Consider the following 26775-nt stretch of genomic DNA (forward strand, 5'->3'; position numbering starts at 1 on the left):
TAGCTTTAATAAAAACTGAAAATGAAAAAACTAATCCTCACTTTATCGATTTTAACCATTACTTTTTCTTGCTCAAAAGAGCCGTCAATTAATGTTGAAACTATAACAGAATTATCTCCTTCCGATCCAAATAATCCGAATCCTTTTAATGGAACTATGGATCCAATTAGTACCGTTCCTTATACTGATATTTCCAACAACACTTATATTATTGAATTGGAACGATGGAATATTAAAAACAACAGATCTAATGCTGTAGAAACTACAGATAATCTTCAAGAAGCTATTGATTGGGCTACAAATGAAGGTTATGGAATTATAAAATTACCTAAAGGACATTATTTAATCGGAAAATACGGAAACGATATTTATCAAGCTGGTATTGAATTACACAGTAATACTGCTTTTTTATTAGATAAAGACGCGATTATAGAAATGGCTCCAAACAACAAATGGAATTATTGTGCAATTGCAGTTCGTAACAAAACTAATGTGGTTATTTCTGGTGGAACCATTCTTGGTGATCGAGATAATCATACATATACACCAAGAGCATCCGATGGAAGTCAAGTTCACGATGAAGGACATTTAATTTGTATTGAAGGAAACAGCAAAAACATTACTGTACAAAACACAACTCTTGGTAAAGCAAATGGAGACGGAATTTTACTAGTAGGAAGTCCGAGAAATGAACAGCAAGAATTACAAAATATCCATATTAAAAGAAATCATTTTACAGACAACAGAAGACAAGGTGTTTCTATTGTTGGAGGGAAAAATATTCTAATAGAAGACAATGAAATACATCATACCAATGGAACTTCTCCTCAATTTGGAATTGACTTAGAAGGTGCTGGTCGATTAAATGAAGATATTACGATCAAGAAGAATTACTTCCATAATAACAGAGGTGGAGATATTGTAAATACAGATGGAAAAAATGTAAAAATTGATAATAATATTCTTACTCAAGGAGAAGACAGTCAATATATAGACGGACCATTAGTGTACTGGAAAAATGCTGACATGGTTGTAACGAATAACAACATTACCATGCGAACTGTTTCTGTAAATAACTGGAACGGAATTATTATGTATTCTAACGATAATCCTAAAACCAATCCGGCTACAACTTTTATTGAAAATAATATTCTTAATAACTGCGGAATGTATATGTACAAAGGAGCTGATTTAGTTATTAAAAACAATTTGATGGATCACGGACATTTAGCTTTTAAAGAAATGACTAATCTTACTTTAACCAACAATAAAGTAACTCACGAAAACAGATGTTGGGCGTATCGTTTTTTACAAGTTTCTGGAACAGCTTCTGGAAATACATTAAACGATGAAGATTTTGATATTCCTTTAACTAATACTCCTTGGGACGGTTGTTGGATTAATTAATAGTAATACTATTTTCTCTTTTTGTATATTAGTTTCAGTATAATTCCAATTTTTATTTGAAATGAAATACGAAGCGAATACTCCACAAGAATATATAGATCAACTTCCGGAAGATCGTCAATCTGTTGTTCAGCAATTACGAGACGTAATTAAAAAACATCTTCCTGAAGGTTTTGAAGAAGGTATTAATTACAATATGATTGGATATTATGTTCCGCATTCATTGTATCCAGACGGTTATCATTGTGATCCAAAATTACCTTTACCTTTTATGAATATCGCTTCTCAGAAAAACTCTGTGAATTTATATCATAGTGGAATTTACGCTAATCCAAAAATACATGATTGGTTTGTAAATGAATATCCGAAACATTGTAAACGAAAACTCGACATGGGTAAAAGTTGTATTCGTTTTAAAAAGCTAGATGATATTCCGTATGAATTAATTGGAGAGTTATGTAGTAAAATAACAGTTGAGGATTGGATTTCAGCATATGAAAAAAATGTAAAGAGATGAAAAAAGGTAAAGTAACAGGAATTGGCGGCGTATTTTTTAAAACTGAAGATGTAAATTCAACTAAAGAATGGTATAAGAAACATTTAGGTTTTAATACTGATGATTGGGGATGTACATTTTGGTGGAAAGATAATGATGGAAACAAAGCATCGACACAATGGAGTCCGTTTAAAAAAGACACAGATCATTTTCTTCCTTCGAAAAAAGGTTTCATGATCAATTATAGAGTTGAATATTTAGAAGATTTACTAGAACAACTCAAAAATGAAGGCGTAACTATTCTTGGTGAAATTGAAGAATATAGCTATGGTAAATTTGCTTGGATTGTTGATTTAGATGGTAATAAAATTGAACTTTGGGAACCAATTGACGAAGCATTTTTATAGTTCTTGAGCCTGAGCTATTAAATCTAAAGTAACTTCGAAAATTGGTTTATTTACCATTTTACTTTTTAACCAAGCATAAAAGCTCATCACGAAAATATCTTCTTGTTTGGCTCCAATCCACTCAAAAGAGTTTTCTACGGTTTGAAAGAATTTGTCTGAAGTAATCTCTTTCGGATTATCATAATAAAGCGCTACATATTTCAAGAAAATTAATACACGCTCCTGCCCTACTTCCTTTACATACGTTCCGTATTGTCGTTTAAATCTTGACAATCGGTTTTCAAAAACATCAAAATTATCCAACTCAACAAGCAACAATATTTCAATTAAACTCTTTTTAATTACCCATTCTTTCCCAACCTTTTCCAAATACCATTTATCTGTATGATATAATTTAGTCAATAATTTATACGACTCTTTTATTGCTCCTTTCTGAAAGTAAAACACCACTAAACTTAAATGCAAGTCTAATGCTCCAACAACATCTGAATGTTTCTTTTTCAAAATAAACTCTAATCTTTCAATAGCCTTATTTTGATTATTCATATAATTCAAATTCAGCGTATACAATAACTCATATTTTAATCTAAATGTACGCTCATACTTTCGCTTGTTCTTTAAAATCTCATTGTCCATGAGTTGTAAAAAATGCATCGACTTTTCAAACTGCTTCGTTCTAAACAAAGTATTGGCTATCATATATAAAACATGAATATGAAAAAAACGTTCTTTTTCTTTATTCGGATGTTCCTGCAACAACGTATACATTGCTAACATAAAAGATTCAACTTCTAAATAATCTTTAGTTACAAATGCAGAAATACTAGCAATAGTTAATAATTGATAAAGCGACTTAAAAGACAGCGTTTTATTAATATCTATATCTTGTTCGTGAAGTATTTTTAATACAATTTTCTGAAAATCTATAACTTCTCCTTTGGCAGAAATCTGATACAAAATTGCTCTGACCTTAGCATACACAATGTTCAGCTCTTCTTCTAGCTCTGCTTGTTTTTTATTTCTCCTGAATACTTCAATTAGCTCATCTAAATTTTCTTTTTCATTCTCATGTGAAAATTGAATTCTTAAATGATAGATTTCATTCAGGTAAGGATACAATTGATACTCTTCAGCAATTTTAGTTGCCTTTTGTAACAATTTAAATCCTAAAGCATATTGTTGCTGTTGTAAAAAAGAACGTGAAACTAAAATGTATTTTATCACGGCTACTTTCTCTGAATTCTCTTCTTCTAAATTTAAAGCTGCTAAATACTCAATTAAAGCTTCATACAATCGTTTTCTAAGTGCATGATACGCATCTTTTTTTCCACCAGAATATAATGCTTCACACATCTCTTCTGAAGAAAGTTCATTTGCATAAATTAATTTAAACAACTGAATGTTTTTCACATCAGTTCTTTTGTTTTTTTTACTTAGAAAACTAATAAACCGCGTATAATCTTCCGTAGAAAATGAAGAAATAATTGTATTTAAACTCATTTTTAATCGTCAGTTTTAAATATAAAAACTCAATAAATATAAGAATTAATTAAAGTATTTAAATTTACATATCATCAGTTTTAATAAAATTTAGTTTTCTATACCTCTCGATCACTTCTCATCTTTGTAGTGTAATTATTTAAAATAAATTATTATGGATTATCAAACAACAATTACAAACAAAGACGCTACAAACAAGAAAGAAAAAGGAAAAGAATTTAAAGTTTACGATCAAAAGCCAACAAGTGCTTTTGTGAGTGCATCTTGGGCATCTTTATTTGTGGGAACAATTGCTTTTTGTATCGGTTTATGGAATGCCGATATGTTATTAAATGAAAAAGGATATTACTTTACTATTTTATTATTCGGACTATTCTCTGTAATCTCTGTTCAAAAGGCAGTAAGAGATAAATTAGAAGGAATAGAAGTTACCAATATGTATTATAGTATAAGTTGGGCAACAACAATTATTTCTATACTTCTTTTAGTTATAGGATTATGGAATGCTGATTTAGAATTAAGTGAAAAAGGGTTTTACGCCATATCATTTATGCTAAGTATTTATGCTGCAATTGCTGTTCAAAAAAATACGAGAGACATTGCTTTTATCGAAAGAAATCAAAAGGACAATCAGAAAGATTTGTTTTGATAGTTCGATTAACTCCATAGTTGATCAAAAACCCCAGTAATATAATTTTGCTGGGGTTTCTTTTTATTTTTATAAATTTGAGAAGTAACTCACTTTAAATCAACAAAAATGTCTGAAGAGAATAAGAATTTAGAAGACCAAGCAAACGAAGCAGCAGAAAACATTGAAAATACTGCTGAAGAAACGACTGGCGACACTAAGGAATCTGCTAAAGAAGCATTCAATAAAGCTGCCGATAAGGCTACTGAATTAGCTGGAGAAGCTAAAGAAGCTTTTAAAGGTGCTGCTGAAAAAGCTGGTGAATATGCAAAAGTTGCTGAAGAAAAAGTTTCTGAATTTGCAGGAGAAGCAGGAGAAAAACTTGCCGATTTAGCAGACGATGCAAAAGAAGCTTTTGATGGTGCTAAGGAAAAAGTAAATGAAATGTTAGCTAGCGAAGAAGTTCAAAAAATGAAGGCTAAAGCTAACGAACTTGCTGAAGATGCAAAAGAAGCTTTTGACGATGCTGCTGAAAAAGCTGCTGATTTTGCTGAAGAAGCTATTGAAGAAATAAAAGAAGCAAAGGGAAAAACAAAGAACTTCTTTCAACGATTATTCGGAAAGAAATAGACATAAAAAAACTAATCCTTTTTCAAGGATTAGTTTTAACAAAGTTTAGGGATTACCGAAGTTAATTACTACTTAAGGAGTAATGGTTTCTTCTTGAGCTATTAATCCAAAGAATTTATCTAAATTCGGTAAAATCACGATTCTTGTTCTACGGTTTCTTGCTCTATTTTTAGCTGTAGAATTATCTACTAAAGGCACTGAACTTCCTCTTCCAGCCGCAATTAATCTGTTTGAATCTACATTATATTTTTTCTCTAATAAACGTACTATAGAAGTAGCTCTTTTTACACTTAAATCCCAGTTATCTTGAAGTACAGCATTATTAATTGATCTAGAATCTGTATGCCCTTCGATCATTACATCCATACTTGGCTCAGAATTAATTACATTTGCTAACTGCTGAATAAGTTTGTATGCTTTTTTCTTAACTCTATAACTAGCTGTGTTAAATAATAATTCATCTGATACAGAAATCATAACCACAGTTTGATCGATATCTACATTAATATCATCAGAGTTTTCTAATTCAGAAGTATTAATTGATTTCTTTAAGTTATATGCAATAGCTACATCCATAGAATCCTTTAATGTTTTAGCATTTGCTAATTCAGCTGGATCTACTTTGGCTAAAGTTTCTCTCATTTTTTTCTTCATAGAATTAGACATTACTGCAGTTTTACCTACCATATCTAATTTCACATTATTTTCTTCCTTTAAAGAAGAATTATAGTTTTTAAGTGAATTGATTTTCTCATTATAGTTATCAACTCGCTTTTCAATCTTAGCAAACTTAGCTTCTAGTTCTTTTTTCTCAAAAGCAGTTTTCTGAAGAGCTCCTTTTGTTTCTTGATATTGTTTCTCTAATTCTACATATTTCTTTTTTGAGACACATGAGGTTAATGCCAATGTTGAAATACTTAAGAGGATTACAGTTTTTCTCATTGTTAAAATTTAATTGGTTGTTACTTTAACGGAAGCTTTTATTAAATATTATGCGAAAGAAATTTCATTTGATTTATTTTTTTCACTCTTCTATTTAATTGATTTATAAATAAAAAAAGTATTAAACAATACGCTACCTACTGAAAACAAACATCAAACTAGAAATTTTGCCTCCTGTAAAAAACCTCGTTTTGACCTCAATTTTTGACAATAAAAAAACGCTAAGAAAAATCTTAGCGTTTGTATATTTTTATTCAAATTCGACTTATTTATTCGAATCTTCTGCTGCTTTTTGTTCTAATTCAGCTTGAAATTCTTCTAATACAGGTTTAACTGTACTTTCAGGAAGATCGGCAACTTTTATGTACATTAATCCATCTACTGCGTTATTAAATTTCGGATCAACATTAAACGCTACTAATCGTGCATTTTGTTTCACATACTTTTTAATAAGCACTGGAATTCTTAATGTTCCTGGTTCTAATTCGTCAATGATTTTGTCAAATTTCTGCATATCAGAATCTGTAGCATCAAATACAAAATCTTTATCTCCATCTTTAAGTTTCACCTTAAATTCTTTCTTCGGATAAATATATTGAGCTACATATGGATCGTAATAATGCGACTTCATAAATTCAATCATTAACGATTTAGAGAATTCAGAAAACTGATTACTAATACTTACACCGCCCATTAAATATTTATACTTAGGATAACGTAATGTTACATGCACAATTCCTTTCCATAATAAGAATAAAGGCATTGGTTTTTGCTGATATTCTTTAACGATAAAAGCTCTACCCATTTCGATGGTATTTTCCATCATTGGATGTAATTCAGGCTCAATTTTAAATAACGTTTGAATATAGAATCCATTAATTCCATAACGCTTAAAAATATCTTTACCTAATCCCATTCTGTAGGCTCCAACAACTCTTTTTGCTTTATTATCCCAAAGTAATAAGTGATGGTAATATTTATCGAACTTATCTAAATCTAACGGATTGTTTGTTCCTTCTCCTACATCTCTAAATGTAATTTCACGTAAACGTCCGATTTCATGTAGAATATTCGGAATCTCTTTTGTATCTGTAAAGAAAACTTCGTAATTCTTACTAATTAAAAGACGTTTTCCGTGGTCTCTTAATCCGTCTATTTCTTTTGCAAATAAATCAGGATTTCGCTGACTACTAATCTTTTTTGCTTTTTTAGGAATTTTTAGCTTTTGAGTAGAAATCAATCTTTGATTTTTCTCAAAAGGATTTGCCAACATGTATGTTTTCTTTCTTATGAATTCATAGAAAGCAGGAATGTCTTTGTAGTTATCTTGATCTTTAACCGATATTGGCTTACCTATTCTAACCTTAATTACTCTATTTTTTTGTGATAGTAATTCTGAAGGTAATTTAGCCGTTCTTAACGTACCACTTATTTTAGATAGAAAATAGAACAATCGACTGTTTCTGGCATGAAAATAAATAGGTATAACAGGAACTTTTGCTTTTTTTATTAGTTTTATAGCTCCTTCTTCCCATTCTTTATCCACCATAAGTTTACCTTCTTTAAAGGTTGAAACTTCTCCAGCAGGAAAAATACCTAAAGGTTTTCCTTCACGTAAGTGTAATAATGCATTTTTAATTCCTGAAACACTTGATTTTACATCTTTATGATTCTCAAAAGGGTTAACTGGCATTACGTAAGGCTTTAACGGCTCTACTCTATGCAATAAAAAATTTGCTATGATTTTATAATCTACACGATGTTCTACTAATAACCGTAGTAATAATACACCATCTACACCACCTAATGGATGATTCGAGATTGTTATAAAAGGACCGTCTTTAGGAATTCTTTTTAAATCTTCTTCTGGAATGTCATATTCGATATCCAGCGTATCTAATACTCCTTTTAAAAAAGGAAGATCATTCAAGTGCTTATTCTTATCGTAGATTTTGTTTGCTGTAGTAATACGCAAAATCTTCATTAGAACCCAGCTAAAAAAATTTCCTAAAAAACCTAATTTATCAAGTTTAATAGTCTTTGCGAATTCTTTAGGTGTAACTAAACTCATAAAGTTTGATATAATCGTATGTCGCAAATATAGGAGAAAAATACTTTGGTTAGCCTTTTTCTTGAATTACTAACTGAGCTGTTTCTGTATTAATTTGTCTGATAATTGCTTTTCCTTTCGTTCTAATACTACTTATTGCCTGATCATCAAAATGTCGTATAGTATATAACGTAACATCTCGATAAGATTTAATTGTGTAGAAAGATTTTAATTCGTCGTAAAAAGCATCAAAACTATTGAACTTATCTTCTATACAAACAGAGAAACTAATGGCAGAGTTTTGAATTAAGTTTACTTTCAATTTATAGTCATGTAATTTTTTAAATACATCACTAATATTATCTTCTACCATAAAAGAGAAATCTTTAGCTGAAATTGATACTAGAATCTGATTTTTCTTTACGATATAACACGGAACTTTAGGTGTAATTCCTTCTGTTTTTAAAACAGTCGTTCCTTCTTTATCTAAATCATCAAAAGATCGAACAAATAACGGAATTTGTTTTTGCTCTAACGGCTGAATTGTTTTTGGGTGAATTACAGAAGCTCCATAAAATGCCATTTCTATCGCTTCGGTATATGAGATTTTTCTCAATAACTCTGTTTCGTCAAAAACTCTTGGATCTGCATTTAATACTCCAGGAACATCTTTCCAAATTGTAACACTATCAGCATTTAAACAATATGCAAAAATACCAGCTGTATAATCTGAACCTTCTCTTCCTAAAGTTGTAGTGTATTCTCCATCATTTCCTAAGAAACCTTGAGTAATATTTAATTTAGAAGTATCTACTTTTTCTTTGATAATAGCTTCTGTTTGCTTCCAATTTACTTTAGCATCTCTGTAGCTATTATCTGTTTTAATAAACTGTCGCACATCTAACCATTGGTTTTCTACGCCAATTTTAGATAAGTATGCACTTACTATAGTTGTAGAAAGAATTTCACCAAAACCAACAATTTGATCGTAAACATAATTATAATCTTTAGAAGTATTAATCGACATACGGCCAGCTAATTCTCCAAAAAGATATGTTACTTTCGTATATACTTCGTCTCCTTTTTCAAAAAGACCGTCTAACATATTTGTATGAAAATCTTTGATCGCTTGTAATGCATCATTTACATCATCCGACCCTTCTGTGAATGCTTTTATTAAACGTTCAAAAGCATTTGTCATTTTTCCCATTGCAGAAATTACAACTAATGTGTTTTCTGTTCCTTCATGTTGTAATACACGTACAACATTTTTCACTGCATCAGGGCTTTTTACTGATGCTCCTCCAAACTTAAAAATTCTCATTTATAAATCTTTCTAAATTTTGTTCATTCATTTGAGCTACATCCCAATCTCTTAAAACTTTCGCTCCACTTTTTTCGTAAAATTCAATTGCATTTGTATTCCAATCTAATACTTCCCAAGCCACACGTTTATACCCATTATCTGAGGCATATTTCATAATTGATTTATACAACTCTTTCCCGGCTCCGATTCCTCTTTTAGATGCTGTTACCATTAAATCTTCTAAATGAATTGCTTTACCTTTCCATGTAGAATATCTTTCGTAAAACAACGCCATTCCTATAATGGTTCCGTCAGCTTCTTCAGCTACAAAAGTGTTAAATCTAGGATTTTCTGAAAATCCATCTCTTATTAAATCTTCAACAGTAATTTCTACCGCATCTGGCTCTTTTTCAAAAACAGCTAACTCTACAATTAAATCATGAATTGCTTGAGCATCTTCCTTTTTTCCTTTACGAATAGTAAAACTCATGTTTAAAATTTTTCAGCAAAAATAGTTTTTATAACACCTTGTTAAAAAAAATAACAAATTACAACACATACAATTGTTTTGTTGATTTTTCCACTTTAACAATTCCTGTAAAATACTAAACTAAAACGTTGTAGTTGTAAAAAAAGTTATCATCTTTGTAGGTAGATAAAATAGTGTACTCTTTATGGCTAAAAAAAATCAGACCCTCGGCGAATTTATCATTGAAAATCAAGCTTCTTTTAAATATACTTCAGGTGAATTATCACGTTTAATTAACTCTATTCGTTTAGCAGCAAAAGTTGTGAATCATGAAGTTAATAAAGCTGGACTTGTAGATATTATTGGTGCTGCTGGTGAAACTAATATTCAAGGTGAAGATCAGCAAAAACTAGATGTTTATGCAAATGATAAATTTATACAAACGTTAACCAATAGAAATATTGTTTGTGGAATTGCCAGTGAAGAGGAAGATGACTTTATTATTGTAAATAGTCAAGATGAGAATCACCAAAATAAGTATGTCGTTTTAATTGACCCTCTTGATGGTTCATCTAACATTGATGTTAACGTTTCTGTAGGAACAATTTTCTCAGTTTACAGAAGAATTACTCCTGTTGGAACTCCTGTAAAATTAGAAGATTTCTTACAAAAAGGAAGCGAGCAAGTTGCTGCTGGATATGTAGTTTATGGAACTTCTACAATGTTAGTGTATACCACTGGAGATGGTGTTAATGGATTTACTTTAAATCCAGCAATTGGAACATTCTATTTATCTCACCCAAACATGCAATTTCCCGAAGATGGAAAAATTTACTCAGTAAATGAAGGAAACTATATTCATTTCCCTATTGGAGTAAAGAAGTACATCAAATATTGTCAAGAAGAGGAAGGTGACAGACCATACACAAGTAGATATATTGGATCTTTAGTTTCAGATTTCCATAGAAACATGATTAAAGGTGGAATATATATGTATCCGAAAAGTTCTAAAAACTCTAATGGTAAACTTCGTTTATTATACGAATGTAACCCAATGGCATTCTTAGCAGAACAAGCTAAAGGAAAAGCGAGTGACGGTTTTAATAGAATTATGGATGTACAACCAACGGAATTACATCAACGAATTCCATTTTTCTGTGGAAGTAAAAATATGGTAGAAAAAGCAGAAGAATTTATGAAAGAGTATTCTGAATAATAACCATTTATTATTACTATAATATAATCTTATTACGATATAAGGATCAAATAGGACTAACTGTTGTTAGTCCTATTTTTTTGCTGTAACTTCGTATCAGTTAATTAGTAATCAAATAAACAAAAATTATGGCTTTTGAATTACCAGAATTAGGGTACGCTTACGACGCGTTAGAACCAAATATAGATGCAAGAACTATGGAGATTCACCACTCTAAGCATCATAATGGATATACAAATAAATTAAACGCTGCAATTGAAGGAACAGATTTAGAAGGTAAATCTATCGAAGATATTTTAACGAACTTAGATATGAGCAATGCTGGAGTTCGTAATAATGGTGGTGGTTTTTATAATCACTCATTATTCTGGACTGTAATGAATCCAGAAGATAGAGGATATTTATCTGGGGAATTAAAAGATGCTATCGAAGCTGAATTTGGTTCTAAAGAAGCTTTTATCGATGCTTTCTCTAAAGCTGCAGCTACTCAATTTGGTTCTGGATGGGCTTGGTTATGTGTACACAAAGGTGGTAAAGTAGAAGTATGTTCTACTCCAAATCAAGATAACCCATTAATGCCAGGTGTTACTTGTGGAGGTACTCCTATCTTAGGTTTAGATGTTTGGGAGCACGCATACTACTTAAACTACCAAAACAGAAGACCAGATTATATTGATGCTTTCTTTAAAGTAATCAACTGGAATGAAGTTGAAAGAAGATATGCTGAAGCTAAGTAATTAAATTAGCATCTTAAAAATATAAAAGCGCACTATAATAATAGTGCGCTTTTTTTATGCTTTATTGTTTTTATAATTCTCAATCTTTATAAATATTCTCGTAACGTTTTAACCTATTGAAACTTCCTCTAAATTTATTTTAAAAAAATAAACAACTAATCATATTTTTTAATTACTTTCGGTCGCGGAAAGAAGAAAAAATTTGCTATAGATCTAAGCCCATTTTTTATTTAAAATCAAAAAACTAATCAAACTTAAAACAAGTTATGAAGAAACTTATGCTATTTGTATTGGCAGTTATCAACGTGCCTTTAATTTACGGTCAGAAAAAAGAAAGTGATGTTGTTTATAGAAGAAGCTCACTATTTTCTCTTATGGTTACAGACAAAGACCGAAAGTATGCAGATGTAATTGAAAAAACTTTTACTTCTGCTAAAGTCCCTGAAAAATTCAACGACCACAACCTTAACTTAAGAACAATTAACAAGGTATACAACGACAAGTTAGCTAAAAAAGAAAAAAGAGAAGCTCAAAAAACTGCTATTAAAGAATACTTCAATACCAACGATATTGCTAAAACAGTAGTTGCTAAATGGTTCAACAGAAGTGAAAAAGGTGGTTTTAATATGGATCTTGTTTCTGAAAGAGGTTTGTATAATGCTACTGAGTTAGATGTGAAAATCGCAAAAAACAGTGAGCGCGGACTTAGTTTATTAGCTGATGCTGGTGAGGAACTTATTAATAACACTTTTGTTATTGTTAATGATTTCAAATACATCAGTAAAGAAAAAGTTGCTAAGAAAGCTAAAAAAGGACTTCGAATGATTAGTAGTTTAACTGGAAAATCTGGCGGATTTGGTTCTAAAGTAGCCAACACAAGTCTTGATGTTCTTGGTAAAGGATACGTAATCATTACTACTACACATCTTTATAAATTAGTTTGGAACGAAGAAATTGCAAACACTTTTTATAATGATTATTGGACAGATGACGCTAATCTAGATGAAGCAAAAAAGAAAGCTTTTGATGAGTCTGATGTTTTCCAATTAGAGTTTGTAGGTACAGAAGTAGCTTGGGCAGATTTACAGAGTACATCTTTTACCAAAAAAAGTGAAGAAGAATTGGTATCTATCGCTACAGTAAAAGCTGTAGATGCTGTAATTGCAAAGCTTCAAAGAAAATATGAAGTATTTAGAACTAAAACTCCTCTTTTAAGTGGTGACCCTTTAGCTGCAAAAATTGGTCTGAAAGAAGGGTTAGAAAAAGGAGATAAATATGAAGTATTAGAACAAGTAATCGATAAAAACGGAAAAACTGTTTACAAGAGAAAAGGTGTTATTAAAGTCGACAAGAAACATATTTGGGATAATCGTTATTTAGCAGGAGAAGAAAAAGACGCTAAAAAAAGTGATAAAGAATATACTTTATTTAAAGGAGGTAGAAACTACTACTCTGGAATGCTAATCAGACAAATCAACTAAAAACTCTATGAATACTTCAATTTTATCTAAGTATAGTTTAATAGTTTTATTACTATTATCATGCTTAAGCATTAATGCACAACGAAGAAAAAAAATAGCGAATAAAGACACTAAAAATTGGGTTTACGATATCGAATGTGAAGGTGTAGGAAAAAAAGGCTTTAAACTAGTTAAAGTATGGTCTTACTCTAAAAAACCAAGATTCGCTATAGACCAAGCAATGAAAAATGCTGTTCATGGAATTATCTTCAAAGGATATTCTGGTGGAGGAAATAGTTGTACTGCTTTTAAAGCTTTAGTTAGCAATAATGATGAGAAACATCGTGACTTTTTTAACAAATTCTTTAGTGATAGTGGTGAATACAGAAAATATGTAACCGCTGCAGCTGACGGAAATATTGCTCCTGGTGATCGTTTAAAAATTAGTAGAAAGAAATACAAAATTGGTGTAGTTGTTAATGTAGCAACAGATCAATTACGTAAACGATTAGAAACTGAAGGTATAATTAAAGCATTAGATGCTGGATTCTAAAAACATACAAATGAAAAAAAACATAATTTCATTTTTTAGCTTTGTATTATTCACCATAATGTTTTCATATGGACAAGCTAAAAAACCAACTTTAATGGTTGTTCCAAGTGATGCTTGGTGTAACCAAAATGGATATATGCTTACATTTAATAATCAAGGGACTATAACTAAAGTCCCTGATTATAAAAGAGCTTTTCAAGAAAACACTGAAGTATTACAAGTTATCAGTCAAATTAATGGTATGATGGCTGAGCGAGGATTTCCATTAAAAAATATGGAATCTGCTATTAAAACTTTAGAAGCTAACGCTGCTGAAAATAATATGCGTTCATCTAAAGATAGTGGTAGCGGAATTAGTGAAAGCCCGATTGACGCATTAAAAAAAGTAGCGAAAGCAGATATTATTATGCAATTAACTTGGACTATCAATAGAACTGGTCCAAAAAAATCTATCAATTTTAATTTACAAGGCTTAGATGCATACACGAATAAACAAGTTGCAACAGCTACTGGGACTGGAGCTCCTTCTTTCTCTGCTGAAGTGCCTGTTTTACTTTCTGAAGCTGTTTTATCTCATATGGATAGCTTTACTAATTCTTTACAAACACATTTTGATGATATGTTTGAAAACGGAAGAGAAATCACAATTAAAATTCAAAAGTGGGATGATTGGGATGAAGATTTAGAATCTGAATTTGATGGTGAAGAACTTGGTACTATTATAGAAGACTGGATTGCAGACAATACTGTTAAAGGTAGGTTTAGCACTACTGACATAACTGAAAACATGGCATTATTTGAACAAGTTAGAATTCCTCTTTATAATGACAAAGGAAGAGCAATTGATGCTAGAAGATTTGTTAAAAAATTAAGTAAGAAACTTAAGAAAGCTCCTTATGAAATACCAAATAAACTTGTAATGAACGGATTAGGAAGCGCAACAATAATTCTTGGTGGTAAATAAAATAATTATGAAAAAAACGATAACAATACTATCTCTTTTTTTTGTTGCACTTTTAATCGCTCAAAAAAAGAGTAATAATATTTCTTTGGCTGCTTATGTTCCAAGACAGTCAAATAGCATACCTGCATCTGCTAAAAAAATGTTGGTAAATAGATTAACAAAAATTATTACTAAAAATGGTTTTGCTAAAAACCCTTATAACTCTAGATTTGTTTTAGTACCTAATGTTTCTGTTTTATCTAAAGATATTACTCCTACTGCCCCGCCAAAAACAGCATTAAATTTAAATGTTACATTATATATTGGTGATGGTATGTCGGGTACATTATTTGCTAGTGAATCTATAGAATTGAAAGGTGTTGGTAATAATGAAACCAAAGCATATATCGCTGCTGTTAAAAGATTATCACCAAAGAATCCTGCTATTTTAGATTTTATAGAAACAGGTAAGAGCAAAATTATTGAATACTACGATACTAACTGTGCTAATATTCTGAAAAAGGCATCTGTATTAGAAACTCAAAATAAGTTTGAAGAAGCCTTATCAATGCTTACTAGCATACCTGAAGCTAGTTCTTGTTTTGGGAAAGTTGAATCTAAAATTAAGAGCTTATATCAGAAAGCAATAGATAGAGACTGTAAACAAAAGCTTGAAAAAGCATCTGCTATTTGGAATGCGAATCAAGATGTAGCTGCTGCAAATAAAGCAGGAGAAATTCTATCAACTGTAGAGCCACAAGCAAAATCTTATCCGAAAGTAAAAGTTTTATATAAGAAAATTGCAGCAAGAGTTAAAGATCTTAATGATAGAGATTGGAATTACAAACTAAAAGTTTTAGACTTAAAGAAAACTTACATAAAAGCAGCGAGAGATGTTGGAGTTGCATATGGTAAAAATCAACCTAAAACAGTTAATTACAATGTAAGAGGTTGGTATTAAAACTTGAAATTTAAAACCTTGTATTATATACAATAAAAAAGCACCCAGAACGGGTGCTTTTTTGCTTATACCTTTTTTCGAAAATCGTAAACTTTTTAATTCTTTTTAGAAGTTTGTTTGTTTAAAAATGTTTGTACAATCTTTTCAAATAGTTTAAGCTAGCCTTCAATATTTATAGTTCTGAAGGCAACGTTAACAAATTAAAATACACTAAAGAACTAATTTAGTTTGGTTAAGCTCCTAAGAGCAAATTTCATTTATGTTCAACTATTAACATAATTGCGGGATTAATTTAAATTTATACCAATCGGTATATTTTTTGTCAAAAAAATTTATTCTTTCAATTCATTAATAATCATTTGCTTCATTACATCTGCCAAATCAAAAAGATAACTTTCATCTTTCATGATATGTGACATGTAAACTGCTCCTTCTATCATATAGGAAAATCTTTTAGCATAAATTTCACTAACAATGTTACTTTTAACTTCATTCGTATCTTTAGCTTTTTCTATAAGATTTGTAAACTTTTCTAAGATTCTTTCGTTATACGATCTTACAAGTTTAGATATCGAATTTTGCTGATATTCAGAATCTACTCCAATATTTAAAATTGGGCAACCTCCAAATTTTTTACAGTAACTATAATAGTTTTTATAAAAACTAGAAACATTAATTAACTTATCTAATGCTGTTTTCCCCCTTGCAACGTGAGCATTTAAATCTTTTAAAACAGTTCTTATACAATATCTAAAGGCTTCTATAGCTAATTCTTCTTTGCTTTCGAAGTGCCCATAAATAGCTCCTTTGGTTAAACCGGCTGCCTGAGTTATTTTTGATAAGCTCATTCCCGAGTATCCTCTCTTATTAAATATAGGAGCAACTGTTTCAATTATATGTAATCTTGTCCTTTCAGATTTCAACATATAAGACAAATATATAAAAATATACCAATTGGTATATTTTTAAGGCAAAAAAATTCTTCTAAATGAGGAACTTATTTTATAATTGAGCCAATGCTTGTTCTAAATCTGCTAGTAAATCATCAATATCTTCAATACCTACACTTAGTCTAATTAGTGAATTTGTGATACCAATTTTTAACCGCTCTTCTTCTGGAATAGAAGCGTGAGTCATGGTTACAGGATGGTTTACTAAGCTTTCAACTCCGCCTAAAGACTCGGCAAGTGTAAAAACTTTTGTGCTTTCTAAAAATTTAAACGCAGTCGCTTTATTTGAATCTTTAAATCGGAAAGAAACCATTCCTCCAAAATCTTTCATTTGCTTTTTTGCAACTTCATGACCTTCATGATCTGAAAAACCGGGATAAAAAACCTTTTCTATTTTATCATGCTCATTTAAAAACTCTGCTATTTTTTTTCCATTTTCACAATGGCGTTGCATTCTAACATGTAAAGTTTTAATTCCTCGTAATGCTAAAAAAGAATCCATTGGTCCGGCTACTGCACCTGCAGCAAACTGAATAAAGTGTAGTTCTTTTGCTAAGTTTTCATCTTTCACCATTAACGCTCCCATTACAAGATCTGAATGCCCACCTAAATATTTGGTTGCAGAATGCATTACGATGTCTGCTCCTAAATCTAATGGACGCTGTAAATATGGAGTTGCAAACGTATTATCTACAGCAATTAAAAGATCTTTATTTACACTTTTCACAGCTAGTGCTATGGCTTCAATATCCGCAATTTTCATTAACGGATTTGTAGGTGTTTCAATCCAAATTAATTTTGTTGCTGAAGAAATTGCTTCAACTACATTATTTGGATTATTCATATTTACATACTGAAATTTTAATCCATACCTTTCAAACAATCTTGTAAACATTCTGTAAGTTCCGCCATACAAATCATCTCCAGCAATAACTTCATCTCCTGGTTTTAATAAACGTAAAACGCAATCTATTGCTGCCAAACCAGAAGCAAAAGCAAAACCATGAGTTCCGTTTTCTATAGATGCAAAGGCATTTTCTAAAGCTGTTCGTGTAGGATTTGCAGCTCTAGAATATTCATATCCTTTATTTTGTCCTGGACTTGATTGTGCGTAAGTAGAAGTTTGAAAAATTGGAGTCATTACAGCACCAGTAGCTTCCTCGTGCTGTTGACCTCCATGTATTATTTTGGTATTAAATTTCATCCGATCAATAAAAATTAGAATCTAAACTAATTTTGATAACGCCATTATCGTTCCTAAATGAATTCCTTCATGTAAATTATTAAATGCTATTGCATTATCAATAGAACTTAATACATATCCTGTACTTGTTGGATATTCTGTATATTCTTGGAAAATTCCTTCTTTGTAATCTTCTTCTAAAGTATCTGGTAATCCAGCTAATAATTCTTTTACCTCTTCAAATTCTTCTGCTGAAAACTCTTCAGATGGAGAAGTTCCTTTTCTATATTTTTCAATTAAATCATCTGGAATTAAACATTGTAAACCTGATAATTTATAATGTAATAATTGCTGAGTAACTACTAAATGAGCCACATTCCAAGCAATATTATTTTTAAATCCTTCAGGAATTTTATGCAATTGTTCGTGAGTTAACCCTTCTATTTTTTTTAATACAAGTTCTCTAGATTTTCTTAAAATATCAAATTGTGTATTCATTTTCTGGCTATTTTAGCGCATATAAAGATACACTTAATACCATGAAGAAAGTTTATTTTTTACAAACTTGTGATACTTGTAGAAGAATTTTAAAAGAAGTAAACCTTGAAGGTTTTGAAAAACAAGAAATAAAGTCGAATCCGATTACAGTTGCTCAGTTAGAAGAGCTTTATAGCTTCTCTAAAAGTTACGAAGGTCTTTTTAATAAGAGAGCTAAATTGTACCGAGAAATGGATTTAAAAAATCAAAACTTAACTGAGGATGATTACAAGCAATATATTTTGGATGAATATACCTTTTTAAAGCGTCCTGTTTTTATTGTTGAAGATGAAGTTTTTGTTGGAAACAGTAAAAAAACTATTGAAAGTTTAAAAGAAAAGCTTCTCTAACGAGAAGCTTTATTTTGTTTGTTATGATTTTTCCATTTCAGAAATCATAGATCTGAATTCGTCTTTGGTTAGGTTTGTTTTTAAACCTAAAAGTACCAACTCATCTCCTCTATCGGCAGTCATAATTACAATTTCTTTAATTTTATCTTTCTTTTCTAAGAAATAAATTTCTGCTTTATCACCTCCATCTTTTGTTCTAACAAGAGATTTTAATTTACTATCTTCAATAAAAGTTGTAAAATCTTTAGAAACCTCGTCTACTTGTTCAGAAAAAGTTAATACTTTAAAGTTTCTTGCCTTTTTAATTAAAATTTCTTCTTCACCTAAATCATCACTATCAATAAACATTCTAGCTATAAAACCTGGAACATTAAGAGATACTTCTGCTTCTTTTTTATGTGTTTTATAAAATTGTTTAAATGAAGTTGATTGTGCGTTAATTGCTACTGCTGTAAAAATTACTAGAGCTAAGGTTACTATTCTTTTCATAAAAAACTTGGTTTACTTTATATTTTAATTTTATTGAGATTAATTGATTTATTTCTTTTTCATTTTAGTTACTATAGTACCTAATTCATCTTTAGTTAATGTAATTTTTAATCCGATCATTACCATTTTTTCTTCATCGCTATTCGCTCTGATAATAATCTCTTTTACTAAATCATTCTTTTCAATGAAAAAGATACCTGCTTTATCTTTTCCGTCTCTAACTTTCATTAAAGTTTTTAAACCTTTCCTTTTTGTAAACTTATTAAAGTTACGTTCTATTGAATTGTTTTCGTTATTAAAAATAACAATTTTACAATGCTCTGCTTTTTTCATCAACTCTTCAAACTCTTCAGTTTCATCTTCATCTGAGAAAAAATTTCCTAATGATACTGGTACACTCATTGAAAACTGACTTTCATCTTTATTGGCTTTATAAAAATCAGAATAAGCTGTGTTTTGTGCGTTAATCGCAAATGCGATACAAATTAAAATAGTGGTTATTAATCGTTTCATAATACTTGGTTTTATACGATGAAGACGACACTCATAATTTTTTGTTACAAAAAAATCCTGCTTTTCAGCAGGATTATACTAAATACTATAAAAAACTAATTTAAGATGTCGCCGTTTTCTCTGATGCAGAAACAGCTAAATTAAATACTACTAATCCAAATCCTATCTTGTTAATAGCGTCACCAATGTTATAAATAACATCCATAGCTAAACCTCCAAAAATACTATCGTACCAACCTGGAGTACCTGCCATATAACCAATTGGGTATATCGCCCAACCTACTAACACGAACCAACATAAAGTTTTGTGTGCTGATAAAACTGCTCCTCCTGCTTTTTCTGCTAGTTTTTTTGCTGAACCTAACCAAATATCGTATACGATAATAAAATAAGCAATACCAGATATTAAGCCCCATAACCAAGCTTGTTCTCTATACACTGCCTCTCCAAAATAACCTGTTACCAACATCACTACCGATAAGAAGATTAACCTCCACATTAGTGATTTTTTAGCTCCAGCTACTTTAAGTATTAAATAGAATTCAACACACATTAGTGGTACTGTTAAAATCCAATCTACATATCTAAAGAATGTAGGAGAACTTCCGTTACTGTACCAATAATCTCTCATATACCAATAATGCACTGCGGCAATAAATGTAATTAATCCTGAAACTAAGATGGATGTTTTCCATTTTTTATCGTAATTATTCATTGAGAAAAAGAAGAAAACAGATGCAGCCATCATAGCCATACAACCTACAAAAAATGTAAATCCTACATAATCATCTGTAGCGATTTCGGGTGTAGCCCCCATAAGTGTGAATAAATGTTTCATTTTAAGTTGTGATTTTTGTTTAATCAAATTTACGAAATATTAAACAAAAATGTTTAACTTTATATCGGGGATGTTAAACAAAAATTATTTTTCATGGCTGATTATAAGAATATTACCATTTTCAGTACCTTTTTATCTCTTTGGATTGCTGTATTTTTCAATTACGATATAGAAAATTTTTTAGCTTATGTTTTAATATTATCATTTGGAGTTTTACATGGCGCAAATGATCTTAAGTTAATCGAAAAAAAACACGTTGATTTTAATCGAAAACTTTTTTTAAAAGTTCTTTTTACTTATTTGTTAATCATTTTGAGTATCACAAGTATCTTTTTCTTTTTCCCCTTGTTTGCTCTTAGTTTATTTATTTTGTTTAGTAGTTATCATTTTGGTGAAGAACACTTATCTAGTAAGCTAAAAAAATCGTCTGTATTAACAACAATCTCTTATACCATACACGGACTTTTAGTATTTTCTATACTATTTTTTTCTAATTCGCAATCAACTTCAGTTATTATAAATGATATCACTGGATTTTATCCTAATGAAGAAATTTTCAAATATGCTCTTTATACATTACTTATATTAATGAGTATAACATTTATAATTTGTTCAAAAACTAAGCTAATAAAGATTGTTGATATTGTAGAAGAATGTTTTTATCTGTTGATCTTATATGTGATTTTTAAAACAGCATCTTTACTATGGTCTTTTGCTATTTATTTTGTTTTCTGGCACAGTATTCCTTCCTTAGTAAGACAGGTAAGATATTTGTACGGAAATAATAAAAGAGCCAGTTTTAAAGCATATTTAAAATCTTCTTTCATATACTGGATTCTCTCTTTGATTGGACTCGGAATTCTTTATTTGATATTCAGCGAAAATGAAACGGTTTTTACGCCAATTCTATTTATAATGTTAGCCACAATAACATTTCCGCATGTTTGGATTATATCGCGTTTGGATAAGGATTATTAAATAAGAAGACTTTATTTTTCGTTTTCCGAAAACCAAGTATTTGTTCTCAATACAGCATTTTCTCTAATATCTTGCCAAAATAAATTAATATCACCTGCATGATAATTTTTCAAAAATGACATAAAAAAACGTAATGGAAATTTCGGATTAGTACTCCAAACTAATCCATCTGTAATTTGAATCTTTAGTGCTTGGTCGTAAATTTTCCCATTGGTATATAAGAAACCTTTGTGTAGTTCTAATTGAGTTTCTTTAGCATCATCCCAAGTAATTGGATTTGTAGTTACCGAACCTTTGTACCAATTTTTATCTTTTTTTGGATAATTATTTTTCTTGTACGTATTCCATGAAATAAAACCTCCCGTTTCTTTTGGTGATTTCATCAATTTTATACTAGAAAACTCATTTTCTTTTACTCTAATACCGGGAATATAAGCTGCTATTAATTGTTTCTGAAGCGTTTTATTATCAAAGAAATCTTTTAGTAAACGAACTGTATGTGTAGTTCCTTGACTATGACCAACCATTATGATTGGTCTACCATTATTATATTTCTTTAAATAAACTTCAAAAGCACTTTTAACATCTGAATATGCCACATCTTGAGCTTCTTTTCCTCCTTTATTGAATAATCTATACGAACGAATATGAGCTTGACGATAAAATGGAACATAAACTTTGCCTGAAGTTGCAAAAGCTGAAGCTTGCATTAATGCCGCTTTATTTAAAACGATATTATTTTGTTCTTCATCTGTAATTGGAACATTCCAACGAATATCTTTTTTGCTTGTATTTAATGTAGGATATACATAAAAAACATCTGCTTTTAAAGTATCTAAACGATTTGAAGCATATGTTTTAAAATTATCTTGATATTTAGAAGGCAAAACAGCCCAAGAACTCTCTTCGTTATAATTAGGAGCCTTGGGTATGTCTGTAGTACGAAATGTTTGTGTTTTATAAGTAGATCTACAACTTGTAGTAATTAAAATTATAGATAGTAAATAAAACAGATTTCGCATTATAATAATTTAGAATTGTATTTTAAGACTTGCTGTAGCACCATTAAGTTGTAAGTTGATATCTGGATCAAATGTATAAGCACCTGAGTTTAAACCTCCGTTGTATAAGTCAACAGCTTTTTTTGCTTTTTTCTTTGCACTACTAGCTAATGGAATAGCTCCAATTACAAAACCAGCTCCAACAGCAGCTAATTCCCATTTAGCATCTCCACCAGCAACAGCTGTTCCCAATGGCCAACCTATAAGTCCGCCTCCAATACCACCTAAAACTAAAGCCCACGTATTTGCAGATTTAGATTTTTTCATTAGAGTATAGGCTTCTTTATTCGATTCCATTAGACTTAATACATCAGCTTGAGAAAGTCGGTTTCCTTCTTGCTGAAAATAATGTCCACCAAAATTACTAACCAGCTCAATAGGCTTTGCATTATTTTGAGCTATACTAAAAAATGAGCTCAGTAAAAAAGTTACTAATAGAAGTGTGTTTTTCATAGTTTTCATATTCAATTGGTTATTATTTATAATCTTCGTAAGATTTTTCTTCTACCAAATCTGAACCAGTTAAAGTATTAATATCTTTTTTCACAACCGATCGATCATCATTAGTAAAATATACTGCTCGTGCCAATTCAACAAAAGTTTCACCAAAATCTTTAGCTCGCTCACACTCTCTGATATCGTCTTCTATTTTCCAAAGCTTTTTATTGATCTCTAATAAATCGTTGTGTAACTTTTTAAGTTCACTTTGATTAGAAACTTCATTATAAATATGATCAACAACAGGTGTTAATACATCATATTCATTTTGAATATTTTTAAGTTTATTCTGATCGTTTATTTCATTTAACTTAATTGCTAAAATCGTGTATTTGTCTATAATTTCTCCGTTAGAAACTTCTATCTTCATTAATCTTGATTTAATTCTTTATTTAAATAAAACGACGTTCTATAATTTCGAAAAAACGTGTTTCATATTCTTCTTTTGTACTCCAATCGTAATCTGGCTTTACCATTTTATTAATGAAGTTTTTCGCTTCTTTTTCTGTTTTAAATGTATTTAACTGTGAAAGCACACGATTGAAATCTGTTTGATCTCCATCAAATAAGTGTTTCACAAAAGCAATACGATCGTTAAGTCCGATTTGAATTGTTGTTTGTAAGTGATCGTTGATCGTTTTTTTAGGTTCAACTTTCTGAAATAAATCAGCCATCACATCAACAGGAAGTGTATCTTTTAATTCATCTTCAAGTGTAGGAGCATTTGTTGCTGCTACTTCCTCTTCTTTTTCTTCTTCTACAGGAGCTTTTAATTCTTCTATAAATTCTACTTCTTTAAAAGCAGGATCGTCGTTACCAAATAATAAATTTTCAAGTTCATCAAAAGGTTGCTCCTCAATTTCTTCAACCTTATTTTTTATTGGTTCAGGAATTATTGGTTCTTCTATTTCTTGAACCTCTTCTTCTACTTTTATGAATATTGGTTCTTCTTCAATGATCTCCTCTACTTCTTCAAGTATTTCAACAATATCTTCTTCGATATTCTCTTCAATACTTTCTTTAATTGTTTGCTCTACAAAAACCTCTTCTACAACAGGTTCAGTAATAGGCTCTTCTTCTACAACTATAACCCCCTGTTCTGTAACCTTCTCTTCTTTAACCACAGGCTCTTCTGGAAGATCTACTACAACTTCATCAATAGCTTCTACGGTTTTAGTTTCTTCAATTATTGCTATTTTTTCTAGAAGCTCTTCTTTGGTTTCTTTAGCTTGTGGTGTAGTATTAATATACTCTTCTACATAAGCCAATAATGCTAGTTTTTCATATACTTCATGCGCTTTTTCCTTCAATGCCAAAACATCATCTTTGTTTTTCATCTGTAAAATGCTATGCGCTAAACTAGTTAGATCTGAAGCCAATTTTTTGTGCATAAGTTATGGGTAGGTTTTATTTTTTGCTGTTAAAATTTAATAAATTTGTTCCCTTATCGAAATGTAAGACAAAAATAATTATTTGAGCATTAAAATTACAAAATGTTTCTTGAAAATACAGTAAATCATACAGAACAGTTTGGGTGGATAGAAGTAATTTGCGGCTCAATGTTTTCGGGGAAAACTGAGGAACTCATACGTAGATTAAAAAGAGCAAAATTTGCAAAACAAAGGGTTGAGATTTTTAAACCTGCTATCGATGTACGATACGATGAAGAAGAAGTCGTTTCGCACAATGATAACAGAATTCGATCAACACCAGTTCCTGCATCAGCAAATATTAGGTTACTTGCAAATAATGTTGATGTTGTTGGTATTGATGAAGCTCAATTTTTTGATGATGAAATTGTTGCTGTTTGTAACGATTTAGCCAACAGGGGAATTCGGGTAATCGTTGCTGGTTTAGACATGGACTTTAAAGGAAATCCATTCGGACCAATGCCAGCTTTAATGGCTACTGCAGAATATGTTACTAAAGTTCATGCCGTTTGTACTAGAACTGGTAACTTAGCACATTATAGCTTTAGAAAAGCTGAAAGCGAAAACATTGTACTTTTAGGAGAAACTCAAGAATATGAACCTTTAAGTAGAGCAGCTTATTATAAGGCAATGAAAGAGCAAAATGCTCAACACAAAGAAGAGGAGGAATGAACAATCATGTAACCGTTTTAGAAATCGACGCTAATGCTATTTTACACAACATTAGTTATTTTAAACAAAAACTTCAACCAACTACCAAGATTTTAGCTGTAGTAAAAGCTTTTGGTTATGGTAGTGAAGCTGTTGAAATTGCAAAAATCGTAAAAGATCATGTCGATTATTTTGCAGTGGCTTACAGTCATGAAGGAATTGCGTTAAGAGAAGCTGGAATAGATACTCCTATTTTAGTATTACACCCGCAAATCCCAAATATTGAAGCTATTGTTAAATACAGACTTGAGCCTAATTTATACAACTTTAAAATATTTGAAGCTTTTATAAATTATGCTAACGATGTTCCTTTAATGAACTATCCTATACACATTAAGTTTAACACTGGTTTAAACAGATTAGGGTTTTGGCATACAGATGTACCCAATATTATTGCGACATTAAAAAAGTCTAATAATGTTATTGTACAATCTATTTTTTCTCATTTGGCTGCTAGTGAAGACTTGAATGAACAAGAATTTACAGTGAATCAAATTAATAACTTCGCTTATATTGTAAAGCAAATTTATCAGCATTTAGGTTACGAACCGATGCTACATATTTTAAACACTTCTGGAGTAGTAAATTATCCAAAAGCACAATTTGATATGGTAAGAGTTGGTATAGGAATGTATGGATTTGGAAACGATGCTAATGAAACAGCCAACTTAAGAAATACACATAGCTTAAAAAGTATTATCTCTCAAATACACATGATTCAACCAGGAGAAACTGTTGGTTACAACAGAGCTTTTGTTGCCAGTCGTCCTACGCAAAGTGCAACGATACCTATTGGTCATGCAGATGGAATTTCTAGAAGATTAGGAAATAAAAATGGTTTTGTTATTGTCAATAACAAACCTGCACCTATCATTGGAAATGTTTGTATGGATATGCTTATGGTTGATGTTACTAATATAGATTGTAAAGAAGGTGATGAAGTAATACTTTTTAATCATCAGCAACATATAGAGTATATGGCTCATAAATGCGAAACCATTCCATATGAAATATTAACAGCTCTATCTCAACGAATTAAAAGATTTGTAAAACGTTAAAATTTTATTAAATTACACTCAGTAATTAATATTTAAAAATCTATTCAAATGGGAATGTTAAAAGAGTTTAAAGACTTTGCCATGAAAGGTAATTTAGTAGACATTGCAGTTGGTTTTGTAATGGGTGCTGCTTTCAACAAAGTTGTTGCTTCTTTCACAGGAGGAATTGTTTCTCCGTTAATCGGTATGATATTTAAATCTGATTTTAAAGATTTAAAAATTGTTTTAAAAGACGCTGTACTTGATGAAACTGGTAAAGTAGTTTCTAATGAAATAGCAATTCTACACGGTCAATTTATAACCAATGTAATCGACTTTATCATTGTTGCTTTTGTAATGTTTATGATTGTAAAAGGTGTTAACGCAATGAAGAAAAAAGAAGAAGAAGCTGCTCCTGCACCACCAGCTGGACCAACTCAAGAAGATTTATTGGCTGAAATTAGAGATTTATTAAAGAAGAACTAATCTTCAAAT

31 protein-coding genes are annotated in these 26775 nt (G+C 30.5%); 16 read left to right on the forward strand and 15 right to left on the reverse strand.

From position 1 onward, the window contains the following. The first annotated feature begins 21 nt into the window (after positions 1 to 21). The 3 genes from Q1A15_RS01985 (at position 22) to Q1A15_RS01995 (ending at position 2310) form a co-directional block, all read left to right on the forward strand. Entirely contained in the window at positions 22 to 1407 is a 1386-nt protein-coding gene (locus Q1A15_RS01985; protein WP_299617942.1) for a right-handed parallel beta-helix repeat-containing protein, read from the forward strand. A 61-nt stretch (positions 1408 to 1468) separates the two neighbouring features. Then, a complete protein-coding gene (locus Q1A15_RS01990) occupies positions 1469 to 1924 on the forward strand; it encodes a DUF1801 domain-containing protein (RefSeq protein WP_299617945.1) in 456 nt (151 codons plus the stop codon). Beyond that, positions 1921 to 2310: a VOC family protein gene (locus Q1A15_RS01995; protein WP_299617949.1), complete on the forward strand. Its 390-nt coding sequence runs from the start codon at positions 1921 to 1923 to the stop codon at positions 2308 to 2310. The genes Q1A15_RS01990 and Q1A15_RS01995 overlap by 4 nt, the downstream gene beginning before the upstream one ends. Here the strand turns inward: Q1A15_RS01995 and Q1A15_RS02000 are convergent. Continuing rightward, positions 2305 to 3810 (reverse strand): hypothetical protein, encoded by a 1506-nt coding sequence (locus Q1A15_RS02000; RefSeq protein ID WP_299617952.1) that lies wholly within the window; start codon positions 3808 to 3810, stop codon positions 2305 to 2307. The two genes, Q1A15_RS01995 and Q1A15_RS02000, sit on opposite strands and share 6 nt — an antisense overlap. Positions 3811 to 3964: 154 nt before the next feature. Here Q1A15_RS02000 and yiaA point away from each other — a divergent pair, with 154 nt between their 5' ends. Both yiaA and Q1A15_RS02010 read left to right on the forward strand, forming a co-directional pair. Continuing rightward, complete coding sequence (gene yiaA / locus Q1A15_RS02005; RefSeq protein WP_299617955.1) at positions 3965 to 4459, forward strand: inner membrane protein YiaA; 495 nt, start codon at positions 3965 to 3967, stop codon at positions 4457 to 4459. Between the two features lie 108 nt (positions 4460 to 4567). Then, positions 4568 to 5068 carry a hypothetical protein gene (locus Q1A15_RS02010; RefSeq protein ID WP_299617958.1) on the forward strand — a complete coding sequence of 167 codons (501 nt, stop codon included), beginning with the start codon at positions 4568 to 4570 and terminating at the stop codon, positions 5066 to 5068. Positions 5069 to 5140: 72 nt separating this feature from the next. On the opposite strand, the gene Q1A15_RS02015 is transcribed toward Q1A15_RS02010, so the two are convergent. From Q1A15_RS02015 to Q1A15_RS02030, 4 genes are all read right to left on the reverse strand, one after another. Beyond that, complete coding sequence (locus Q1A15_RS02015) at positions 5141 to 6010, reverse strand: OmpA family protein (protein ID WP_299617961.1); 870 nt, start codon at positions 6008 to 6010, stop codon at positions 5141 to 5143. Positions 6011 to 6275: 265 nt separating this feature from the next. Next, positions 6276 to 8081 (reverse strand): lysophospholipid acyltransferase family protein, encoded by a 1806-nt coding sequence (locus Q1A15_RS02020; RefSeq protein WP_299617964.1) that lies wholly within the window; start codon positions 8079 to 8081, stop codon positions 6276 to 6278. Between the two features lie 49 nt (positions 8082 to 8130). Continuing rightward, positions 8131 to 9384: an aspartate kinase gene (locus Q1A15_RS02025; RefSeq protein WP_299617967.1), complete on the reverse strand. Its 1254-nt coding sequence runs from the start codon at positions 9382 to 9384 to the stop codon at positions 8131 to 8133. Beyond that, positions 9371 to 9856 carry a GNAT family N-acetyltransferase gene (locus Q1A15_RS02030; protein WP_299617970.1) on the reverse strand — a complete coding sequence of 162 codons (486 nt, stop codon included), beginning with the start codon at positions 9854 to 9856 and terminating at the stop codon, positions 9371 to 9373. Before Q1A15_RS02030 ends, Q1A15_RS02025 begins: the two co-directional genes overlap by 14 nt. Positions 9857 to 10040: 184 nt before the next feature. Here Q1A15_RS02030 and fbp point away from each other — a divergent pair, with 184 nt between their 5' ends. The 6 genes from fbp (at position 10041) to Q1A15_RS02060 (ending at position 15705) form a co-directional block, all read left to right on the forward strand. Beyond that, positions 10041 to 11051: a class 1 fructose-bisphosphatase gene (gene fbp / locus Q1A15_RS02035; RefSeq protein WP_299617973.1), complete on the forward strand. Its 1011-nt coding sequence runs from the start codon at positions 10041 to 10043 to the stop codon at positions 11049 to 11051. Positions 11052 to 11179: 128 nt separating this feature from the next. Further along, entirely contained in the window at positions 11180 to 11788 is a 609-nt protein-coding gene (locus tag Q1A15_RS02040; RefSeq protein WP_299617975.1) for a superoxide dismutase, read from the forward strand. Positions 11789 to 12054: 266 nt separating this feature from the next. After that, the gene (locus Q1A15_RS02045; RefSeq protein ID WP_299617978.1) at positions 12055 to 13269 is read left to right on the forward strand and encodes a hypothetical protein; all 1215 of its coding nucleotides are present in this window, start codon (positions 12055 to 12057) and stop codon (positions 13267 to 13269) included. A 7-nt stretch (positions 13270 to 13276) separates the two neighbouring features. Then, positions 13277 to 13801 carry a hypothetical protein gene (locus tag Q1A15_RS02050; protein ID WP_299617981.1) on the forward strand — a complete coding sequence of 175 codons (525 nt, stop codon included), beginning with the start codon at positions 13277 to 13279 and terminating at the stop codon, positions 13799 to 13801. Between the two features lie 10 nt (positions 13802 to 13811). Beyond that, a complete protein-coding gene (locus Q1A15_RS02055; RefSeq protein ID WP_299617983.1) occupies positions 13812 to 14765 on the forward strand; it encodes a DUF6175 family protein in 954 nt (317 codons plus the stop codon). 7 nt (positions 14766 to 14772) lie between these two features. Continuing rightward, on the forward strand, positions 14773 to 15705 hold the full coding sequence (locus Q1A15_RS02060) for a hypothetical protein (protein WP_299617986.1): 933 nt from the start codon (positions 14773 to 14775) through the stop codon (positions 15703 to 15705). Between the two features lie 332 nt (positions 15706 to 16037). Here Q1A15_RS02060 and Q1A15_RS02065 read toward each other — a convergent pair whose 3' ends face one another. From Q1A15_RS02065 to Q1A15_RS02075, 3 genes are all read right to left on the reverse strand, one after another. Next, positions 16038 to 16631, reverse strand: coding sequence for a TetR/AcrR family transcriptional regulator (locus Q1A15_RS02065; RefSeq protein WP_299617989.1), 594 nt, complete (start codon positions 16629 to 16631; stop codon positions 16038 to 16040). 76 nt (positions 16632 to 16707) lie between these two features. Further along, complete coding sequence (locus tag Q1A15_RS02070) at positions 16708 to 17859, reverse strand: cystathionine gamma-synthase (RefSeq protein ID WP_299617992.1); 1152 nt, start codon at positions 17857 to 17859, stop codon at positions 16708 to 16710. Between the two features lie 21 nt (positions 17860 to 17880). Then, positions 17881 to 18336, reverse strand: coding sequence for a DinB family protein (locus Q1A15_RS02075; protein ID WP_299617995.1), 456 nt, complete (start codon positions 18334 to 18336; stop codon positions 17881 to 17883). Between the two features lie 41 nt (positions 18337 to 18377). Here Q1A15_RS02075 and Q1A15_RS02080 point away from each other — a divergent pair, with 41 nt between their 5' ends. Further along, entirely contained in the window at positions 18378 to 18725 is a 348-nt protein-coding gene (locus tag Q1A15_RS02080; RefSeq protein WP_299617998.1) for an ArsC/Spx/MgsR family protein, read from the forward strand. A gap of 21 nt (positions 18726 to 18746) precedes the next feature. On the opposite strand, the gene Q1A15_RS02085 is transcribed toward Q1A15_RS02080, so the two are convergent. From Q1A15_RS02085 to Q1A15_RS02095, 3 genes are all read right to left on the reverse strand, one after another. Then, complete coding sequence (locus tag Q1A15_RS02085; RefSeq protein ID WP_299618001.1) at positions 18747 to 19214, reverse strand: DUF4252 domain-containing protein; 468 nt, start codon at positions 19212 to 19214, stop codon at positions 18747 to 18749. Between the two features lie 48 nt (positions 19215 to 19262). After that, positions 19263 to 19727 (reverse strand): DUF4252 domain-containing protein, encoded by a 465-nt coding sequence (locus Q1A15_RS02090; RefSeq protein ID WP_299618004.1) that lies wholly within the window; start codon positions 19725 to 19727, stop codon positions 19263 to 19265. Positions 19728 to 19827: 100 nt separating this feature from the next. Continuing rightward, positions 19828 to 20565, reverse strand: coding sequence for a bacteriorhodopsin-like (locus Q1A15_RS02095; protein ID WP_299618006.1), 738 nt, complete (start codon positions 20563 to 20565; stop codon positions 19828 to 19830). Between the two features lie 93 nt (positions 20566 to 20658). Between Q1A15_RS02095 and Q1A15_RS02100 the strand changes: the two genes are divergently transcribed. Further along, positions 20659 to 21543: a Brp/Blh family beta-carotene 15,15'-dioxygenase gene (locus tag Q1A15_RS02100; RefSeq protein WP_299618009.1), complete on the forward strand. Its 885-nt coding sequence runs from the start codon at positions 20659 to 20661 to the stop codon at positions 21541 to 21543. Between the two features lie 11 nt (positions 21544 to 21554). Here Q1A15_RS02100 and Q1A15_RS02105 read toward each other — a convergent pair whose 3' ends face one another. The 4 genes from Q1A15_RS02105 to Q1A15_RS02120 are packed head-to-tail and all read right to left on the reverse strand — an operon-like array spanning position 21555 to position 24493. Further along, positions 21555 to 22565, reverse strand: coding sequence for a DUF3089 domain-containing protein (locus Q1A15_RS02105; protein WP_299618012.1), 1011 nt, complete (start codon positions 22563 to 22565; stop codon positions 21555 to 21557). A gap of 9 nt (positions 22566 to 22574) precedes the next feature. Beyond that, positions 22575 to 23057: a hypothetical protein gene (locus Q1A15_RS02110; protein ID WP_299618015.1), complete on the reverse strand. Its 483-nt coding sequence runs from the start codon at positions 23055 to 23057 to the stop codon at positions 22575 to 22577. A gap of 22 nt (positions 23058 to 23079) precedes the next feature. After that, the gene (locus Q1A15_RS02115) at positions 23080 to 23472 is read right to left on the reverse strand and encodes a DUF6165 family protein (RefSeq protein ID WP_299618018.1); all 393 of its coding nucleotides are present in this window, start codon (positions 23470 to 23472) and stop codon (positions 23080 to 23082) included. A gap of 22 nt (positions 23473 to 23494) precedes the next feature. Beyond that, entirely contained in the window at positions 23495 to 24493 is a 999-nt protein-coding gene (locus tag Q1A15_RS02120) for a hypothetical protein (protein WP_299618020.1), read from the reverse strand. 102 nt (positions 24494 to 24595) lie between these two features. Between Q1A15_RS02120 and Q1A15_RS02125 the strand changes: the two genes are divergently transcribed. From Q1A15_RS02125 to mscL, 3 genes are read left to right on the forward strand one after another with little or no spacing between them, the layout of a single operon-like run. Then, positions 24596 to 25204, forward strand: a complete 609-nt coding sequence (locus Q1A15_RS02125; RefSeq protein WP_299618023.1) for a thymidine kinase — start codon at positions 24596 to 24598, stop codon at positions 25202 to 25204. Further along, entirely contained in the window at positions 25201 to 26301 is a 1101-nt protein-coding gene (gene alr, locus Q1A15_RS02130) for an alanine racemase (RefSeq protein ID WP_299618026.1), read from the forward strand. The genes Q1A15_RS02125 and alr overlap by 4 nt, the downstream gene beginning before the upstream one ends. Before the next feature lie 54 nt (positions 26302 to 26355). After that, entirely contained in the window at positions 26356 to 26766 is a 411-nt protein-coding gene (gene mscL / locus Q1A15_RS02135) for a large-conductance mechanosensitive channel protein MscL (protein ID WP_299619769.1), read from the forward strand. Positions 26767 to 26775: the final 9 nt, after the last annotated feature.

Origin of the sequence: uncultured Tenacibaculum sp. (assembly GCF_947495995.1) — a bacterium.
GTDB lineage: Bacteria > Bacteroidota > Bacteroidia > Flavobacteriales > Flavobacteriaceae > Polaribacter.